The organism is Dyella tabacisoli, assembly GCF_003350925.1.
In the GTDB taxonomy this organism is placed as follows: domain Bacteria; phylum Pseudomonadota; class Gammaproteobacteria; order Xanthomonadales; family Rhodanobacteraceae; genus Dyella_C; species Dyella_C tabacisoli.
Map to the genome: position 1 here is coordinate 106,085 of NZ_KZ857185.1, position 19,743 is coordinate 125,827.

The 19,743-nt window shown below is 60.5% G+C and carries 10 protein-coding genes; 7 read left to right on the forward strand and 3 right to left on the reverse strand.

The window, feature by feature from the left end; translation table 11 throughout:
• The 4 genes from DVJ77_RS20135 to DVJ77_RS20150 are packed head-to-tail and all read left to right on the forward strand — an operon-like array spanning position 1 to position 5,885.
• Entirely contained in the window at positions 1-657 is a 657-nt protein-coding gene (locus DVJ77_RS20135) for a pilus assembly PilX family protein (protein WP_114847322.1), read from the forward strand.
• 35 nt (positions 658-692) lie between these two features.
• The gene (locus tag DVJ77_RS20140) at positions 693-4,841 is read left to right on the forward strand and encodes a pilus assembly protein (protein WP_114847323.1); all 4,149 of its coding nucleotides are present in this window, start codon (positions 693-695) and stop codon (positions 4,839-4,841) included.
• A gap of 46 nt (positions 4,842-4,887) precedes the next feature.
• On the forward strand, positions 4,888-5,292 hold the full coding sequence (locus tag DVJ77_RS20145; RefSeq protein WP_114847338.1) for a type IV pilin protein: 405 nt from the start codon (positions 4,888-4,890) through the stop codon (positions 5,290-5,292).
• 5 nt (positions 5,293-5,297) lie between these two features.
• Positions 5,298-5,885, forward strand: coding sequence for a GspH/FimT family pseudopilin (locus DVJ77_RS20150; RefSeq protein ID WP_162791616.1), 588 nt, complete (start codon positions 5,298-5,300; stop codon positions 5,883-5,885).
• A gap of 144 nt (positions 5,886-6,029) precedes the next feature.
• Here the strand turns inward: DVJ77_RS20150 and recD are convergent, their stop codons facing one another.
• Genes recD through recC form a run of 3 tightly spaced genes read right to left on the reverse strand, consistent with a single transcriptional unit; the run spans position 6,030 to position 15,236 of the window.
• Positions 6,030-7,970, reverse strand: a complete 1,941-nt coding sequence (gene recD, locus DVJ77_RS20155; protein ID WP_114847325.1) for an exodeoxyribonuclease V subunit alpha — start codon at positions 7,968-7,970, stop codon at positions 6,030-6,032.
• Entirely contained in the window at positions 7,957-11,688 is a 3,732-nt protein-coding gene (recB, locus tag DVJ77_RS20160) for an exodeoxyribonuclease V subunit beta (protein WP_114847326.1), read from the reverse strand. Before recB ends, recD begins: the two co-directional genes overlap by 14 nt.
• Positions 11,685-15,236, reverse strand: a complete 3,552-nt coding sequence (recC, locus tag DVJ77_RS20165) for an exodeoxyribonuclease V subunit gamma (protein WP_225428112.1) — start codon at positions 15,234-15,236, stop codon at positions 11,685-11,687. Before recC ends, recB begins: the two co-directional genes overlap by 4 nt.
• A gap of 373 nt (positions 15,237-15,609) precedes the next feature.
• On the opposite strand from recC, the gene DVJ77_RS20175 reads away from it, so the two are divergent.
• The 3 genes from DVJ77_RS20175 to DVJ77_RS20185 all read left to right on the forward strand — a co-directional run.
• Positions 15,610-16,083 (forward strand): DUF3574 domain-containing protein, encoded by a 474-nt coding sequence (locus tag DVJ77_RS20175; RefSeq protein WP_114847328.1) that lies wholly within the window; start codon positions 15,610-15,612, stop codon positions 16,081-16,083.
• 35 nt (positions 16,084-16,118) lie between these two features.
• Complete coding sequence (locus DVJ77_RS20180; protein WP_225428113.1) at positions 16,119-17,711, forward strand: SulP family inorganic anion transporter; 1,593 nt, start codon at positions 16,119-16,121, stop codon at positions 17,709-17,711.
• 199 nt (positions 17,712-17,910) lie between these two features.
• Positions 17,911-19,743 (forward strand): RHS repeat domain-containing protein (locus DVJ77_RS20185; RefSeq protein WP_162791615.1); only part of this gene is annotated, 1,833 nt, incomplete at its 3' end.

Consider the following 19,743-nt stretch of genomic DNA (forward strand, 5'->3'; position numbering starts at 1 on the left):
ATGTTGATGCCAAGTAAGCAATCCCTACATCGATCGGCACATGCACAACGTGGCGTAGTGTTGGTGATAGCGCTGATTTTTCTGCTGCTGCTGACCATTCTGGCGATCAGCGCCTCGGGCCGGTCGCTATTGCAAGAGCGCATGGTCGGTGGCCTGCGCAATGCGCAGCAGGCGGAAATGAGTGCGGATACCGCGCTACGTGGCGCCGAGTGGAAATTGTGGACCACTACCAGCACCGTGGGCAGCCAGCTCAATTGCGGCAGCGGTGTTTTTACCGGTAGTTGCTATCTCTACGATCCGAGCAGCGCGGTGTATGGAGCCACCGGTACGGTGACTAATTTCCGTACTAGTCAGGGTTGGTTTACCACGGGCGCGCAGGCATATACCGGGCCATCCAATACCTTGGATTACACCTCAAGTTCCAGCGCTAACTATTCCCAATTAGCAAAAAACCCGGTTTACATGATCGAGGATCTCGGTGTGGAGTTGCCGCCAGGTATCAACGGCGGTCTGCACGAATCTGGCGCCACCGGTAGCACGGGCACCGGCTACACCAACCCAAGCCGACATATCTATCGCATCACCGCGCGCGCCACCGGCGGCAACGTCAATACCGTGCGCACGCTGGAAAGCACGTTCGCGGCCAAAAGTAATTGAGCCAGCGCTACCCCTTGAGTCGGAGTTACCGCGCCATGTTTAGCCGTCGCCTGATGTCCAAACACATGATTCTCGAACGCATGCGCCAGACCTCGCTGGCCATGATGCTGACCTTGGTCGGTGGTTTTGCCGCGCCAGTGCAGGCGGCGACGACTATTCCGGTCGGCGCGGTGGAGCTTAGCCCAACGCCGCCGAACATGACCCAGGCGGTGGCGCCGAATATCGTGATGACATTCGACGATTCGGGCTCGATGCAGTCGACCCGTTTGAACGATAACCCGCCGTTCACCACCGATAACCAAGGCAACACCATCAATGGTTTGCCGGACTGGAGCGATGGTCCCTGGCGCTGCGCCAACGTGGTCGATCCCGATCATCTGACCGCCAGCGATAAGGCGATGCGCGCCATCGCGATGAACGGTGTTTATTACAATCCCAACATTACCTACCAACCGCCGTCCAATGCCGACGGTACGGATTTCAAGGCGGCGGACAGCACCCTGAAGAACGTGTGGGTGGATGGTATTGCGGTCAATCGGCCGATGGGGGCAGTGGCGACATCGACTACCGCATACAACAACAACCCCGACCTGGACAGGCCAAGCTCCGGCAGCGTGACCAATCTGACGGGAACGAATGGCGGCCAAACAGATAACCGCTGGCTGTGCGGCACGGGGTCGGCAGCGGGTGGCGGTGGTGGCGACCAGTGGAGCGGCTCCAGCCCGATGGATGGGAATACCTATACGTTGAGCGACGGCACTTCCGTTACTTATCCAGTCGGTGGTCCGTACTACTACCGTCTGATGACGGGAGTGACGGTCAACCTCAACGCATATGGATCACCGGCTAGTACTGCTGATCTCAATACACTTTATACGGCCAGCAACTGGGAAGCGGTGCCAGTGCCATCTGCCCAGTATCAGAACTTCGCCAACTGGTATGCCTACTACCGTACGCGTAATCAAATGGCGCGCACATCTATTTCGCGGGTTTTTAGCGCACTCGCCGCAAAAACGACAGATGGCGGCTTCGGCAGCAACATTCGCGTGCTTTGGCAAAATCTCAATACGTCGACATATAAGCTGCCAGCCGCGGCCATTATCAGTAGTTTGATCGACACCAAGAATTGCACCAGTGGCGCCACAGCGAGCCCGTCAGGTTTGCAATCGCCAACTGGCGTCAAAACGCCACCGGATTGTTACCGCAGCGCTTTCTACAATTGGTTGTTTCAGGTGCCTGCCAGCGGTGGTACACCGACACGCAGTGCAGTGACTCGCGCCGGCAAGTTCTATACAAGAGGCAATGGCAATACCGGCGCCAGCGGTAATCTCAAGGATCCATACTGGCAGCCGCCACAAACCGGCACCGGCGATGGTAATGAGTTGGCTTGCCGGCAGAACTTCCACATGCTGGTCACCGATGGTCTGTGGAACGGTGGCAATGATGGTCCGGCGCGATCCACTCTCACGCTGCCTTCGACGATAAGTACGCTACCCGATACCGTAGCTTTTCCGAGTGCTGCAAGCGCGGGTGTCACCTCAATTTATGCCGACGTGCTGGATGGAGGAGATACTGGTTATGCCTCCCTGTCGGACATTGCATTCCATTACTGGGCAACCAACCTTCGTAGCGATCTTTACGTGCCCGCAAGCGGTAAGTTTGTTGCGCCATATATGCCGGATAAAACCACCGGCGTGGTTACTACGTCGACGCTTTCAGGATCCAAGGTAGGGGCGGCCAACGTAAATAATGAGATTTACTTCAACCCCGCCAACGACCCTGCCACTTGGCCACATATGTCCGAGTATTTGGTTGGACTGGGTGTGAACGGTCAGTTGAACTTCTCGACCGATACCAATTGCTCGTCAGGTGCAAGCGACTCGACGGATGCATGTTTGCTGCGCAAAGGCCAGAGCAACTCTTCCGGCTCTGCCGGTTGGCCGACACCAGATGGTTCCGGTGGCGGTATCGCGGCCAATATTGACGACACCTGGCATGCGGCGCTTGCCGGCCGCGGCCAGTTCTTCAGTGCAGGCAGCCCTAAAGATCTGGTCGATCAATTGACCTCGATCTTGGCCAGCATCACGGCGCGCAGCGTGCCTGCGGTGACCAGCGCGCTCAACACCAGCGTGCTGACTCAGGGCGCGCTCGGTTTTGCTACCGGCTACAGCACGGCCGACTGGAGTGGTGTGCTGATCGCGCTCACCGTGAACACCGATGGCACTGTATCGACTACGTCGCTATGGGATGCCGGCGCCATTCTGACCGACTCGAAGCAAACGGATCCAACCAAACGGCAGATCCTCAGCGCTAAAGAAAAAGCCGATGGCAGCTTTGACACCGGTGTTGCATTCAAGACGTTTGCAAATTTGGATAGCGCTGGGCAGACCTTGATAAAGGGCACACCAGCCAGTACCGACGCCACCAACGACACCGGTCAGGCGCGCGTCGATTGGCTGCGTGGCGTGCGTACCCTTGAAACCAGTGGCGTATTCCGCTCGCGTAACACCCTGCTTGGCGCCGTCATCAATTCGCAGGCAGTCTATGTTGCCTATCCGGCCAGCGGCTATCGCAATACCTGGCCCAGCGGCTCGCCCGAAGCCAATGCGGCGGCGGAGACGCCGAGCCGTTCCTATGAGCAGTTTGTGTCCGATAACCTCTCCCGCAAGGCGACCGTGTATGTGGGCGCCAACGACGGCATGCTGCATGCGTTCGATGCTTCGCAGGTATCGGACGGCGGCACGCCGCCCAAATTGATTCCTACGAGCACTGCAGGTCAGGAGCTATGGGCGTATGTGCCACGTTCGGTCTATGCCAATCTAGGCGGCCTCACCAGCAAGACGAAGTTCAGCTTCTCGCCTACGGTAGATGCCACGCCAATCACTCGCGATGTGTTTTTCAGCAGCGGTACGAATACCGGCTGGCATACGATTCTGGTCGGTGGTTTGCGGCTTGGTGGCCGTGGCGTGTATGCGCTGGATATCACCGACCCGACCACAGTCACTGAGGCCAATGCCAGCACTAAGGTGCTATGGGAATTCAATGCCGATGCACCGGTTGCTACCAACGGGGCTGATCCATCCCATCTCGGTTACACCTTTGGCCAGCCGAACATCGGCCGCCTTGCCAACGGTAAATGGGTGGTCTTGGTGCCGGGTGGTTATTTCCCTGACTGCAGCAAGGGCGATAAGCCAGTCAACTGCGCTACGGCACCTGCGGCATCCAATACCTATAGCTCGCTGTTTGTGCTCGATGCGCAAACCGGCGCGCTGATCCAGGAGCTGAAAACGCCGACTACGCTTACCGACGGTGCCGGCAATACGATCAATAGCTATGGCCTGGCTTCGGTCGTGCTGGGCGATTACAACAACGATCAGGTCGATGATGTGGCTTTTGCCGGTGACCTGGTCGGTAATCTGTGGCGCTTCGACTTGACGGATGCCGATCCGACAAAGTGGACGATTTCGCTGGCCTATCAACCTGCGACAGCAGGGGCGCAACCGATCACGTCTATGCCTCGTTTGTTCCCGGATCCGGCGACTAACCGCTTCATCGTGGTCTTCGGTACTGGCAAGTATCTCGGTGCCGGCGATAACAGCAGTGCCAGTGCGATAACCCAATCGATTTATGGCATCCGCGATTTCAACACCGGCACGCCAGTGAAGCATGCCGACTTGGTAGCGCAGACGTTGGTCGAAGCCGCCGGCACTACCAATGCGAACACGACGGCGCGTGGTCTTACCGACTATGCAGTGGATTCCACCAAAGGCGGCTGGTACATCGATTTGAATCTCACCACGGCCGCAGGCGAGCGTGTGGTGGTAACGCCCAGTGCGCTGTTCGATACCAATCGCGCGATTGTCACCACGTTGATCCCGAGCACTGCCGATCCATGCAATGCCAGCATCCAGGGTGCGGTGATGGTGTTGAATGCGGCAACCGGTGGTTCGGGTGGCGGTCTTTCGAATCCCACAGTCAGCACCTGGACGGGTACCAGTATTTATCGGGTCGTGGGCGGTATCGTCAATAATCCGCCGACTAGCGGTTCAGTACCGGTGGCTACCGCTGTCGGTGGTGGCAAGCTGTATACCCCGGGGCTGGGCTTGGCTGGTGGTGGCGTGTTGTCGATTGATGATGCGATCTGGCGTCGCCGCTCATGGCGCAAATTGAATAATGACCAGTAAGCCGGAATCAATCGGCGTTGATGAGATGAATGACGGGGAACGTTTCATGAAGCGCATACGCGGATTCACCTTGATCGAGTTGATGGTGGTGGTGGCGATCATCGCCATCCTCGCCGCCATCGCGGTGCCGGCTTATGGCCGCTACGCGTATCGTGCGCGGCGTGCAGAAGGACAGGAGTTGTTACTACGTCTGGCTAGCGCGCAGGAGCGCTACTATTCGACAAATAACGCGTACTTCGCGCTAGCGACTGCCAACACTGGGTTCAGTAGTACGACGACGTCAGAGAAGGGTTATTACTTGTTATCGTCGATTACGCTAGCGAATGGCGGCTATACCGCATCGGCTACACCTCAGAACGCGCAAGCCACAGATAAGTGCTTGGTGCTTAGTATCGCTGACACCGGTGCTAAGACCTTCAGCGGCGATACAACGAACGGCAATTGCTGGTGAATACCATGACCTCGCAACAACGGCCTGATAACGGTTTCACCCTGATCGAGCTGATGGTCACCTTGGCTGTGCTGGCGATATTGATGATGATCGCAGTGCCCAGTTATCGAGACCTGACTCGCCGCAATTACGTTAGCTCCGCCAGCAATGCGTTGTTGGCCGACCTCTCTTATGCGCGCACCGAGGCGGCGAATCGCGGCACTTTCGTTTCAGTGTGTTCAAGTACGGATGGCAGTACTTGTGCGGGCACTACGACTTATGAAGGTGGCTGGATCATCTATACCTATCCGATCGGCACGAAAGGGGCAGATCAGAATTTCAACAATGCCGATGCGACGTTCAAGCTGTTGCGCTATACCACGGCTAGAAGCGGTGTGGGCATTGCGGCGAAAGACAGCAAGGTCATCAGCTACGGTCAGCAGGGGCAGCTCAAGCGGACAGCGACGACCTTGGTCAGTTTTGTAACCTGTGCGATGAGCAGTGGCGGCACTGCTGAAAATACCACTGCTGTGACTGGTTCGAAAATCAGCGTCACCGGTTCCGGCGGAGTGACCAGTGCGGCATTGGCGAGCGGTGACGCCTGCACACCTTGAGTACTCTTGCTCTTTTCCCTGCTTGTCCCGGAAAAGGGACTCCTTTCGCAGGGGAGGCTGCGAGGAGGTTAGCTCTTTATGGCTTACGGCAAGACCGTTACCCCTCCCCAGCCCTCCCCTGCGAGCAGGGGAGGGAGCAGGCTGCTACAGCCTGTCTGCCAATCCCGAATGTCGCCGCGTGAGCCGCGATGTCGCCAACTCGATCACTTCTTGTCGCCCGACCAGACTGAACCAGCGGCGTGCGCGGGTGATGCCGGTGTAAAGCAATTCACGACTCAGCACGCCATGGGGCTCCGCCGGCAAGATTAACGCCGAGTGTTCGAACTCAGAGCCTTGCGATTTATGCACGGTCATCGCGTACACGCTGTCCAGTTCGCTCAGGCGTGACGGCAAGACGAAACGGATGTCCGAATCGGTGCCGGTCGCGACATGGAAGGCCACGCGCAAACGCAATTCGCCATCGTCATCGGGAATTCGCAGGGCAATGCCGATATCGCCATTCATCAGACCGAGGTTGTAGTCGTTGCGGGTTATCAAGACCGGACGGCCTTCGTACCAGCCGTGGCTGGTTTCGATCAGGCCGGCCTGTTGCAGGATCTCGGCGATTTGCCGGTTCAGTCCCTCGGTGCCGTAAGGGCCTTGGCGCAATGCGCAAAGCAATTGAAAACGATTGAAGTCGGCCAGGACTTGTCGCGCCCAAGTCACATAAGCGGTGTTGTCGGCCTGGCTTGCGGGGCGCATGAGGCGCAGTTGTTCGAGGTAATGACGATAACCTCGCCGTTCGCCGTGATTATTGAGCACGAGTGCGCTGAGTTGGCGAGCGTCGGCGTTGGTGTCGGTCCAGGCGATGTCCGGTGGCGGGTTGCGCAACAAGGCCTGTACTTGGGCGAGATCACCGGCGTTTACTGCGCGCGCTAACTGGCCGATACCGCTGCCGGCGCCAAAACGATGGCTATGGCGCAGCATCGCTACATGCTGATTGAGATCGGGCTGATTTAAATCGGGCGATATTTCATCGATCCATGCACTGATGTCGTCGCCGGTGAGATCGCGCAACCAGATCGCCGTGGCCTTGCTGTAGTGACCGGTTTCAGCGTTACGGCAAAGATCGCCGAGTACCGCACCGGCCTCTACAGAGGAGAGCTGATCTTTGTCGCCGAGCAGGATCAAGCGCGCTTGCGCAGGTAGCGCGGCAAGCACGGCGGACATCAGCTCCAGGTCGATCATGGACGCTTCGTCGATGACCAGGACATCCAGATGCAGCGGATTGCCGGCGTGATGCCGAAAACGGCGAGTATCCGGGCGCGCGCCAAGCAGCCGGTGCAACGTATCGACCTCGGCAGGGATGGTCGCGCGCACGTTATCGTCGACTTGCAATTGAGCGAGCTGCGCGGCGATGGATGCATTCAGACGTGCGGCAGCCTTGCCGGTGGGCGCGGCCAGACGAATGCGCAGTGGGCGCGGCTGCTCGCTTAGTTGCAGTGTCTGCAACAGGCCGAGCAGACGTACTACGGTGGTGGTTTTCCCGGTGCCTGGCCCCCCCGTGATGACAGTGAACGCACCACGCGCAGCCAAGGCGCAGGCGATGCGTGGCCAGTTGGGTGTATTGGCGGCGGTTGGTGGAAACAGTCGCGTCAGTTCGTCGCCGAGATGCGCGGGCAGGGCGAGCGGATTCGCCAGCCGTTGACGCAGTGTCGTTGCGATGAACTGCTCGTGGTTCCAGTAGCGGCGCAGGTAAAGGCGCAGACCATCCAGGACCAGGGGCGATGCTGGCTTGTCGCTGCCGGCGTTGCTTATCAGTGGCGAGCTGAGTAAGCGATGTCGCCATTCATCATGCGCAACACCCAGTAGCGATTGTCGCCAAACTGGCGACCAATCGTGCTGGTCGGCCAGTTCGACTAACGCACTTAGATCCAGGCATAGATGGCCGTCGGCGACCTGTCGGCTGACCAAGGCACCGAGCAGCAGCACCGTTGGATCGGCTTGAATATCGAGCGTGCCGAGAAAATGCGCGAAGCTCACATCCAGGGCGCGCAATCGGCCCGGATGCGGATTACTTTCGGCGAGCAAGCTATCGAGCAGCATTGGCGTGGCCTCCGCTGTTGAATAGTCTGTCCATCGCGTCGATCAGCTCGTAAGACAGCCGTTCGCGATGTACGCCATGGCCGTTAGCGTCTACGCCGCGCAAATAGAGGTATAAGGCACCGCCCATATGACGCTCATAGTTGTAGTGCGGTAGGCGTGCGCGCAATTGACGATGCAGGGCGAGGGTGTAGATGGCGTATTGCAGGTCGTAGCGTTCACGCAGTATCGAATCGCGCATCGCGTCGGCCGTATAGGCGCTGGCATCGTCGCCGAGCCAGTTGGATTTGTAATCGACCACGTAGTAGCGCCCCTGGTGTTCAAAGACCAGGTCGATAAAGCCTTTCAGCATGCCGTTGAGTTGCTCTTGTAGCAGCGGCACGCGTGGGCGGGCGTCGAGGGTGTGTTGGCTGACAAGCTTATCCAGCAACAGCGTGTCGACATGTTGCGCTTCGATCCAGAATTCCAGCTCGGCACGGTAGCTCGTGGTATCGGCAAGCGCGGCTAGCGCTATGGTGTGTGTACTGGTGCCGGGCAAGGCCAGCGGCGTACGCAGTAACTCGGGCAGCCAGTGCAGCAGCGGTTTGCTCCAGGCCTGCCAGCCGCGTCGCTGGCAACGTTGTGCGATGGGTTCCTCCAGCATCGCTGGCGTAGCGGCGACAGTGGCAAAGCCTTCCTCGGCAGCCCATTCAAATAAACCATGCAGAAAAGTGCCAGGTTCGGCACCGCGCGGAAATGCATGCATGCCGACAGCCGTCTTTAGCATGGGTGGCAACGTGAAAGGCTCGCTCAGCTCGGCACGTGCTTCGGCAAGTACATCCTGGGTGGCCGTTTCGGCAGCGCTCTGCGCTTGCTCCGACATGGTGTCGGCATATTTGAGCGCACTGTAGCTGGCAATCCACCAGCGTTCGGGCGATGCGCCGTGATAGTGGCGCGCGGGCTGCAGTGTCGCTTGTTCGCTGTCGGTCGCGCGAAAACGGGTCGTGTCTGATACATCCGGCAGCGTGACGATATGAATGTCGGCTTGCCCATCTTGCATCTCGCGCAGGCGCGGCAACAAGTCGGCCGGCTCGATGGCCTCGCCGCCCGACAACAAATAACCGAATGCCGACTTATGCAGCGCGGAGGCCTTGGCATTGCCGACCTTGTAGCAGGCAATGCCGAGCCAGCAGGCATGGCGGGCGCGGGTGAGGGCGACATAGAGCAGGCGCAGATCTTCCTGCAGGCGTTCGCGGTCGGCTTGCGCCAGCGCATCGGCATCGGCTTGCAGGTCGATGCGTGGTGTACCGTTGGCGTCATGCCACACCACGCTTTCATAAGCGCGGGGCGTACGAGCGCTGCAGGCGAACGGCATGAGTACCAGTGGATATTCCAATCCCTTGGATTTGTGGATGGTCACGACCTTGATCAGCGCGTCTTCGCTTTCCAATCGCACGATTTGTTCTTCAACCGTATCCGATTGAGCATCCTCGGCCTGGGCGATCTGCGTGGTGAGGTGGCGAATCAGCGCATGCTCGCCATCCAGCCCTGCCGCAGCCTGCTGCAGCAACTCGGCCAGATGCAGCAGATTGGCCAGGGCGCGTTCGCCATCGCTGCGTGCAAGCAGCGCCGCAGGTAGATCGAATAGATGCAGCAAGTCATGCAGCATCGCCAGCACGCCATGTCTTAACCAGCTTTCGTGCAGCCGGCGGAACCATTCGCCGCATTGCTCCCAATAGCGTTCGTCGAGATTGAGGCGATCCAGTTCGGCGTAGTTACGGCCCATGGTAGTGCCGGCCAACGCGGCGCGCATGGCGCGATCCGAGCCGGGTTCGGCACAGGCGCGCAGCCATAGCAGCACATCGGCGGCCTCGGCCGAGGCGTAAACGGAATCGCGGTCGGACAAGAACACGCTTTTCAGTCCACGCCGTTGTAATGCCGTGCGGATGGCAACGGCCTCCTTGCCGCTACGTACCAGGATGGCGATGTCGCCTGCGCTGAGTGGTGTCAGCACGCCTTCGGCATCGACAAAGCCACAGCGCGCGGACTGCGCCGCATCGAGTAAATAAACCAGGTAGGCCGCCGCTTGCTCGGCCATAGCTTGCTGATAAGCCGTGCTGCTGATCGGTTGTTCGCTCGCTTGCAGCGCCAGTTGCAGCGCCGGCAGTGGTTGGCCGTGGAGCAGCAGGCGCTCGGCACGATCATGTGCATGCACCGGATGAAACGGCAGGCCGCGCGCGCCGCGGCCAAAGCCGAAGGCACCTTCGGCGTGGCGATCGCCAAACTCGAACACCCGGTTGACCGCTTTTACCATGGCGTCGGTCGAGCGGTAGTTGGTGGTCAGCGTCCAGGTGGGGTGGCTCGCCGCATCACGCGCGCGCAGATAGGTATGGATGTCCGCACCGCGAAAGCTGTAGATCGCCTGCTTGGGATCGCCGATCAGCAGCAGGCCGTTGCGATCATGTGCGGTGTTGTCGCGGGCGGCATAGATGCGCTGAAAAATACGCCATTGCAGCGGGTCGGTATCCTGGAATTCGTCGATCAGGGCGACCGGGTACTGCGTCGCCAGTGTCTGGGTCAGGCGCTCTCCGCTCATGCCATGTAGTGCGGCATCGAGACGTTTGAGCATGTCGTCGAAGCCCAGTTGAGCGCGTTGGCGTTTGGCGTTATCCAATCGCTGTGCGACCCAGGGCGCCGCATGCGCAAGAATCAACGGCTTCCATCCCGACAGCGAAGCTTGTTGCTCCAGCAACTCACCCATCGCGACGAAGGCGGGGTGTTTGGGCGGGCTGAAGCCTTGCTTGATCGAGCTGGCCTTGGTTGCACTGATTAACTTCGCTTGCGTATAGCGCGCCAGTATCACGTCATCGCATGCTGCGCCGCCGGCCCAGCGCCACAGCGCAAGCAGATCGCTGCTGAAGTTCGCCGGTCTCATCATATTGGCGTTGAAGATGCCGGCGTTCATGGCATCGGTCAGAAGCGCTTCGATCTCATGGAAATCGCGCATCCAGTAGTCGCGTGCGCGTGTTTGCGCCTCGCGCAACGGTGCGATCTGGGTGGTCAGTTCGGCTTGCAGGTCGGCGACGGCGGACAACGGCCTGCCATGCAACTGCAGGCTTTCGGGAGCCTGGCGCAGCAGTGGCCGCAGGGCTTTTTGCAAGGCGTCGGGGGCTTTCCACAGTTTGTTGATTTGTGCTGCGCCATCGCTGTCGAGCACAAAGAACTGCTGGCGCCAATAATCACGCACGGCTTCGGCCAGCAAGGCGCTTTCATCGGCCTCGGTGTCCTGCACAAAGGCATGCCCGCTATCGAAGGCGTGCTGGCCAAGCATGCGCTGGCACCAGCCATGGATGGTGTACACCGATGCCTCATCCATCCATTGCGCGGCCAGTTCCAATTGACGCGCCGCGCCGGCACGAGCATCGGCGTCGGGGTATTGCGCGATCAAGGCGCTAAGAAAATCATCCGGCTGGCTGCGTCCGCGAAAAGCGCCGGCGGCCTCGGTCAAGCGTGCGCGGATACGTTCGCGCAATTCGGCGGTGGCGGCCTTGGTAAAGGTCAGTACCAGGATTTGCGCGGGCAGCCATGGCTGGCTGGATGCATGCTCGCCGCCGTGACCCAGCACCAGCCGCAAGTACAGCGCGGCAATCGTCCAGGTCTTGCCGGTACCCGCGCTGGCTTCGATCAGGCGGATGCCGTGCAACGGCAGGCGCAGCGGGTCGAGTGGTGCCAGCGTGTTCATGCCTCGCCTCCACTGAGGGAGGCGGCATCCATCAGGCGGCGGTAGGGCGCGAGTATGTCGGTGAAGCCGGCCTGAAGCAGATTCTCGAAACGGGGCCAGGCGCGTGCCAAATAAGCGTCCTCATGCAGCTCGCCAAGGCGAAAGCCCGCGTTGTCGCCTTCGTAGGCGAGCCGGGCGGCGGCGATCGGGTCGTCTTTGTCGCGCTCGGCTTGCAGATAGGCAAAGGCGGTCTTGCGCGCAAGTGGTGACGGCATCGCCATACCTGCACGCAGCGCGTGCAATAACTCGTCGAGTGCGGTGCATGCCTCTTCGCGTGCAAGTACGCGCAGAGTGGGTTGCGCATCCACACCGATAATCTGCGTTTGCATGCAGATGCCCTGCGCGTTCGCCAGCAGGTGTATCACCCAGGCGGCGATCAGCTTGTCATAGCGGAGCTTGCCGTTATGGGTCGCGCTACCACTGGCCAGCAACTTGCCATAACTCAGCTCCAGTCGCAGGTAGTTATTCGATGGGGGCTGACCAGACTCATGCGCATCCCGCCGCAGATCCGTCAGCCAATCCTCGACTTGCAGCCCGTGCGCGTTATAGCGCAGTTCGTACTTATCGGCGACCGGTGCCGAGAGTTGGCCGATAGCACGCCAGATGGCGGCGAGGTCGCGGGTCTCGTTGGCGATGTCGGCTTGTACCAGTTCGCCAAAGCCACCTGGCGGCAGCGCACCTTGTTCGCGTAACCGGCGCGAAGCGTGAGCGATGGCATCGTTGGCATCGTCCGCATCGAGCGTTGCAAGCAGCACTTCTTGCCGCGCCTGATAACGCTGCAGGCCATCCAAGGCGAAAGGTTCTTCGTCAGTGCCGACGACATCGGTCTCGCTGAAATGCACCTTGAGCCGGTGATTAAAGAAGTAACGCACCGGCTTGCTCAGAAAGCTTTGAAGCTGGCCCGCATGAAGTGCGGCCTCAGGCAGCCATGGCGATAAGGTTGCCAAAGGTGTTGCCGTTTGCGTGCGATGCGCTTGCCGCCACTCATCGGCATAGGTGAATACGCGAGCGTCGCTACCCGCGCCGAAATAGCGGCGGCTAAAGGGTTGCAATGGATATTCGGTGGTGAGTGCGTTGAGCAGGTTGTCGCTGTGGTTCTCGCTATGCCAGCCGGCTGCCAGGTAGTCGCGCAACTGGCCGACCAGAACCGAGGGCGGCAGCACGCTGTTATCGCGTGCGCTATGACCTACCCAACTGACATGCAAGGCATCGCGGGCCGAGAGCAGTGCTTCTAGAAACAGATAGCGATCGTCTTCGCGCCGCGAACGGTCACCCGGTCGAGCATGGCCGGGCAGCGCCATCAGATCGAAATCCACCGGCGTTTGCCGGCGCGGGTAATCACCGTCGTTCATGCCGAGCAGACACACCACTCGAAAGGGAATCGCGCGCATCGGCATCAGCGTGCCAAAGCTCACCGCGCCACCCATAAAGCGCTGTGACAGGCGGCTTTCGTCGATGGCCGCCAGCCAATGGTCGCGCACGGTAGCGAGCGGAATCGCCTCGGCAAAAGCAGCTTCGTCGCAGGCCTGCTGCCAGGCATCGAGCGCATCGTCGAGGCGGCTTAGCAGTTCATCGTCCTCGCTTTCGCTGGCGTCGAAGTGATCGGCGAGCAGGGTGCGCAAACGCTCGCACCATTGTGCTGGCGTGGCAGGCGTGCGCAGCAACTTCCAATAGCGGTCGAGTTGTTCCAGCAGCAGGCTGAGCGGCCCCAGCATGGCAGCGTCCAGGCCGCCGACTTCGCCATACGGCGCAATGCCATGCCAGCTACTGACTTCATGGGTGCTGCCATCGCCGACCGCATAGCCCAGCAACATGCGCCGCAAGCCGGCGACCCAGCTATTTTGTTCCAGCGCGGGCAGTTCAAGGCTTTGTATCTGTGCGCCGTTGAAACCCCAGCGAATACCGGCGCCGTCGATCCAGCGACGTAGTGTCGGCAAGTCGGTCTCTTTGACGCCGAAGCGCTGGCGCAGTGCGGGCACGTCGAGCAGGTCGAGAATTTCGCTGACCGCGAAGCGTGACTCGGGCAGCGCCAGCAGGTGCTCCAGCGCAACCATCAACGGTGCCGTGCCGCGCGCAGGTTGGTCGGCTACGGAATAAGGCAGGTGACGCGGATCGCCAGGCGCCAGGCGACCGAACACCGCCCGTACATGTGGGGCATAGGTGCGGATATCTGGCACCATGACGATCACATCGCGCGGCGCCAGCGGCTTGCCTGCGCGCGCGGCCTGTTCGAACAGCGCGAGCAATTGGTCGTGCAGAATCTCCACTTCGCGCTGCGGATTGTGCGCGATGTGAAAGCGCAGCGAATCGTCGCCGGCATGCCATGCTTTGCGTTGCATGGGCTCGACCGGCAGCGGTTCGAGATCCAGGATGGCTTGCTGCACCTGCCGCAGCACGGTGGGTTCACCGAGGTCAGGGGCCACTACATCAGTGAATAGATCGATGCTGCGATTCCAGGCGCTGAACTGGCGGCGGTAGCGTTCAGGTTGATCGAAGGCATCGAGCAGGCGGATATAGTCGCGCCCTTGTTTGCCCCAGGCGGCCAGCAGTGGATTGGCGTGCAGGTGTAGATCTTCGTAGCGCGGCTCGGCCGGCAGGCCCGGTTTGCCCGTCTGTCGGCGCTGACTGGCTTTGAGCAGTTCGCGGTCTTCGATGATGTCCGCCCAGTAATGGCGGCAAGGGTTGGCTACGACCAACAGCACCTGACTGAAGCGAGCCAGTGCGGTCAGCGCTTCCAATGTCTGTTGCGGCAGCGAGGAAATACCGAACACCACGATGCGCCGCGGCAGCATCGCCGGCCGTACCTGCATGGTGTGAATGCGCTGCAAAAAAGCCTGATGCACGGCTGCGCGATGGTTATGGCATGCCACGTCGCCGACGTCATCCAGCAGCAAACGCCACAGCCGCGCTTGCCAGCGTTGATCGTCAGGCAGTGGCATGCTGCGGTCGCGCAGCTCGTCGCGCAGCACAAAGCGCTGCGCTTCCCAGTCCGCCAGCCAGTCGGCGCGATAGACCTGATACTGGTCAAACAGGTCGGCGATACGCTCGGCCAGTTGAACTTGCTTGATGAGGCCGGTTTTGTTCCCGTCGGGCGTGGCGCCGAGAAATTCCTTCAGCGGCACGAATTCGGCATCGTGCAGATGCTGCGGAATCAAGCGCAGCAGACGCCAGGTCAGCCGCGACTTGTCGAAGGGCGAGGTCGGCGGCACGGCATCGCGCCCGAGTACCGCGCGATAGGCTGCCCACAAAAAACGTCCCGGCAATTGCACATCGACGGCTGCACTAATCCCCAGGCCGCCGGCTTCCGGCGACCGTGCCAGAGCCAGCTTCAGCCACTGCGCAATACCATTGCTCTGCACCAGCATCAGCTCGTTTTCCAGCGGACGCAGCGGCGCGCGCGCCAGCCAGGCGGTCAGCAGATCACGTAGATCTTCCAGACGATTGCCATGAACGACCATCAGGCCGGGCTCGATGGGTGCATCGAACGGCAATTCGAGGGATGTACTCACGGGTGGAGGTGGGGGTGTTCACTCATGGGGGGTATTGTCGCTGAAAGAGGGCGGGGAGCGGAGGGCGCAGGGAACGGAGGTAGAGCAGGGAACGGGGAATAGGGAACGGGGAACGTGTGGACTGATGGGTGCTTGCGGTGCCGCGTTCTTTTTTGATCTTTGTTTGTTTTTGTTCTTGCTTTTTTGCTTGTGCTTTTTAGGCTTTTCCCCGTTCCCCGTTCCCCGTTCCCCGTTCCCCGTTCCCCGTTCCCCGTTCCCCGTTCCCCGTTCCCCGTTCCCCGTTCCCCGTTCCCCGGTGCGAACCATTTGTTGCATTGCGACGAAATTGTTGTCAATACTTCACGCGATACGGTCTATACGTCTGGATGTCCAAATGTTCAAGGAATTATCTTTAGCCAGGTTTGCGGTCTCGGTGTTTTTTGCCGCGGTGTTGGTGGGGTGTGCTGTGCAGCCTGCAGCGCAGTCGATTCCAGTGACTGCTACGTTGCATGGCGATGCTGCTCATCCGGCGCAGACGCAAGGCTGGGTCGATACCCGCTTGTATTTCGGCCTGGGGCTGGCCGATCAGCCTGAGCATGGCGTGAGCGAGCAGGGCTGGCGCGAGTTTCTTGATCGCGAAGTGACGCCGCGTTTCCCGGATGGGCTCAGCGTGCTTGATGTCTACGGTCAATGGCAGGGCAAGCAACAGACCAGCCCCGAACGACTGCGCTCCAAGCTACTGGTGATCGACTACCCGGATACGGCGGAAAATCGCGCCAAAATCGAGGCGATTCGTGCCGCATGGAAAAAGCGTACGGGCGATCAGTCGGTGTTGCGAGTAACGCAGGCCGCTGAGGTGTCGTTTTGAATGACATGTTGCCTTCTCATCGGAGCCACGCACACGTGAACACTCCCATCCAGCGCCGTTGGCTTGCATCGGGCGATCTCAACGGTTTTCTCGGCCTGGTGGTGGATAACCTGTCCATCCTGGCTTTTCTCGCCAGCGCGTTGACCATCATTTTCAAATTTCCGGCAGATGTAGTGTTTCTGCGTATGTTTCCCGGTACCGCGTTAGGTGTATTGCTGGGCAATCTGGCCTACACCGTGATGGCGCGTCGGCTGGCTCGACGTACCGGGCGCGATGACGTTACCGCGATGCCGTTGGGGCTGGATGCGCCGACCAGCATCGGCATGGCCTTATTGGTGCTGGGGCCCGCATTCCTTGGCTTTAAACAAAGCGGCATGGACGAGCATGCTGCGGCCATCGCGACTTGGCAGTTGGGTATGGCGGCGCTGGTCGTGATGGGGGTGCTGAAGTTCGTGCTGTCGTTCTTTGGTGCGATGGTGCAACGGCATGTGCCGCGTGCTGGCTTGCTTGGTTCCATTGCCGGTATTGCGTTGGTGTTGATGGGCTTCTTGCCCCTGGTCGAGATTCTCAAGGTGCCGGTGGTGGGTTTCGCCGGGCTGGGTGTGGTGTTGTATGCATTGGTTGCGCGTGGACGCCTGCCATTCGGGCTGCCCGGCGTGCTGGTCGCCTTTATCGTTGGTGCCTTGTTGTATTACGTGCTGGGTCCATTGGGTTGGCTGGGCACGGGCTATCACGCACCGGCAGCCTGGCAATGGCGTTTTGCGCTACCGCTGCCAACCCTGCAATGGATACATGGGCTGGCTTACACGGTGCCGTACCTGCCGCTGATCCTGCCGTTTGGTTTGTTGATGGTGGTGGGCGGCATCAATGTCACCGAGAGCGCACGTGCAGCAGGCGACGACTATGCCACGCGCGACATCTTGCTGGTCGAAGCATTGGCGACCTTGGTGGCGGGTTTTTGCGGCGGCGTGGCGCAGACCACACCTTATATCGGCCAACCTTCGTACAAAGCCATGGGCGCGCGCAGTGGCTACACCTTGCTTACCGGCGTGGTCATCGGTTTGGGCGGAGTGCTGGGTTATCTGTCCAATCTGATCGAACTGGTGCCGCTGTCGGTGCTGGCGCCGATTCTGGTGTTCGTCGCTATCGGTATCACGGTGCAGGCCTTTGAAGCGACGCCGATGCGCTACGCCGCTGCGGTGGTCTTCAGTTTTTTCCCGGCGATCGCGCGCATGCTCACGATCAAGCTGAGCGACCCTACGTATGTGTCGCCCGAGCATTTCGCGGGACTGTTCGACAGCAGCGCGCACGGAATCTCCGAGTTGGCGGTGATTACCGTGCTGGGCAATGGCTTCATCATCACCGCCATGATCTGGGCCAGTTTCGTGGTCGCTTTGATCGACGGCCGCACAGCGCGCGCAGCCTGGATTGTCTTGTTAGGCGGCGTACTGAGCCTGTTCGGCGTGATTCATTCGGCGGAGCTGGCCGGCGGGGTGTATCTGCCGTGGTTGTTGGAGCCAGCCTCGCGCCAGATAGTCTGGCAGTTTGCCGGTGCTTATCTGGCCCTTGCCGTGGTGTTGCTGCTGTTGTCGTTGCAAGGGCGTTCGAGTGCACGGGTAGCGCCCTAGTCAGGTCATGGCCCTAGTCAGGCCATAGGTATACGGCTGCCTGGATGGAGCTTGGTGGGTGGCTGGTCGAGTTGCCACGGGAAACTCACGCAGGCGCTTAATTTACCCCCCCTAAACTTTTACTTCGTCCTCTGGATTAACCCTATAGAGCCCCCGGCTTCGGCCGGCGGGATGGGTTAGCTCATGCAGGGGATGAACGATGGTCGCAGTGATCGCAGGGAATGGTCTGGGGCTGGGCAATACTTCACTGACACAGCTCGGACAGGCATCGGGTGGGGCAGCGCCGCTCGGTCAAGGCCGGGTGGGGCAGTACCTCAACATCGCCAGTGGCAACCTGATCCTGCAAAACGCGGACGAGGGGCTGGTCTTCGACGGCCTGCCGCTCAACGTACTGCGCACCTATAACAGTCTCGGCCAGCTCAGCGGTAACCAAGGCTGGCAGTTCGGTTTCAACCGCACCATCAGCGGACTCGCCGGCACCCTCAACACCGCCGGCAGTACGGTCTCGCGCATCGCCGATGACGGTTCAGCAGTGACCTATGCCTATAACGCGACCCTGGGCAAGTACGTCAGTAGCGGCCAGAGCGGCAGCACCGATACGCTGGCATGGAGCGCGGGGGCGTCGACCTGGACCTGGACCGATGGCGCCAGCCGGCAGCAAGAGGTCTACAACGCCACCGGTCAACTGACCCAGTTCAGCACCCTGGAGACCGGAGCCAGCTACAGCTTCACCTACACCGGCAGCCAGTTGCACACGATCGTCGCCGGTGATGGCGACACGCTGACGCTGGGCTACGACACCTCGGGGCGCTTAAGCAGCCTGTCTATCAGCGAGGTCCCACCGGGCCAGACCACCGCCGTCACGCGCCAGCAGCTCACCTACACCTACGATACCCAGAGCCGCCTGAGCACCGTGACCACCACGCTGGCCTCGGACACCAACAGCGCCAGCACGGCCAGTTACGCGACGACCTATACCTACGACGGCAGCAGCGATCGCGTGGCGTCGGTCACGCAAAGTGATGGCACCACCGTCAGCTATACCTATGCCGCCGATGCCAACGGCGTGTATCGCGTGGCGACGATCACCACCGGCAGTGGCGCGGCCGCGCAGACACTGACACTGGGTTACACCCTGGGTACCGACACCACCACCGTCACCGATGGGTTGGGCCGCACCTGGACTTACACCTACAACCCGGCCGGCGAGCTGACCCAAGTGGTGGCCCCGGCGGTCAACGGGGTCAGTGCCACCACGCATTACAGCTACGACAGCAACGGCAACCTGACCCAGGTCATCGACGCCAACGGCGGCATCACGACGTACACCTACGATGCCAACGGCAACCGGTTGAGCGTGGAAGACGCCACCGGCCACACCGCCAACATGACCTACAACGCCGACAACCAGGTGGTGAGCCGCACGATCTATACCGTGCCGGCGCAAGGCGTGCTGGGCCAGGGCGGTTACGTGCCCCCCGGCGGCGCACAAACCACCTACTACGTATACGACAGCAGCGATCGCCTGCGCTTTGCGATCGATGCCACCGGTGCCGTCAGCGAGTCCCAATACAACGGCGCCGGCCTGCTCGCCATGACCCGCACGTTTGCCGGTGCCACTTATGGCGTGGGCACGCTCAGCCCCACCCACCTGCCCGATCTGGCGACCGTCACCTCGTGGACAACGACGCAGGATCTGACCCGCACCACCCGTGTGGATTACAACTACGACGTGCGCGGCCAGTTGTCTTCGCGGTCGGCGTGGGACACCGTGGACGCCACGGGCGCCGGTGTCAGCACCGGTGTCGGCAGTTTTGGCGCTGCCATGACGACGTACAGCTATGACGCTCAAGGCCGTCTGCTCCAGCAGGTGACCTTGCGTGGATTTGACCGCGCGACGCTGAACACCACAAGTTTCACCTACGACGGTTTGGGGCGTCTGCTCAGCACCACCGATCCACTGGGCAATGTCACCACCTATGTGTACACCGACAGCGGTAATACGCTGGCGGTGACCCAGGCCAATGGACTG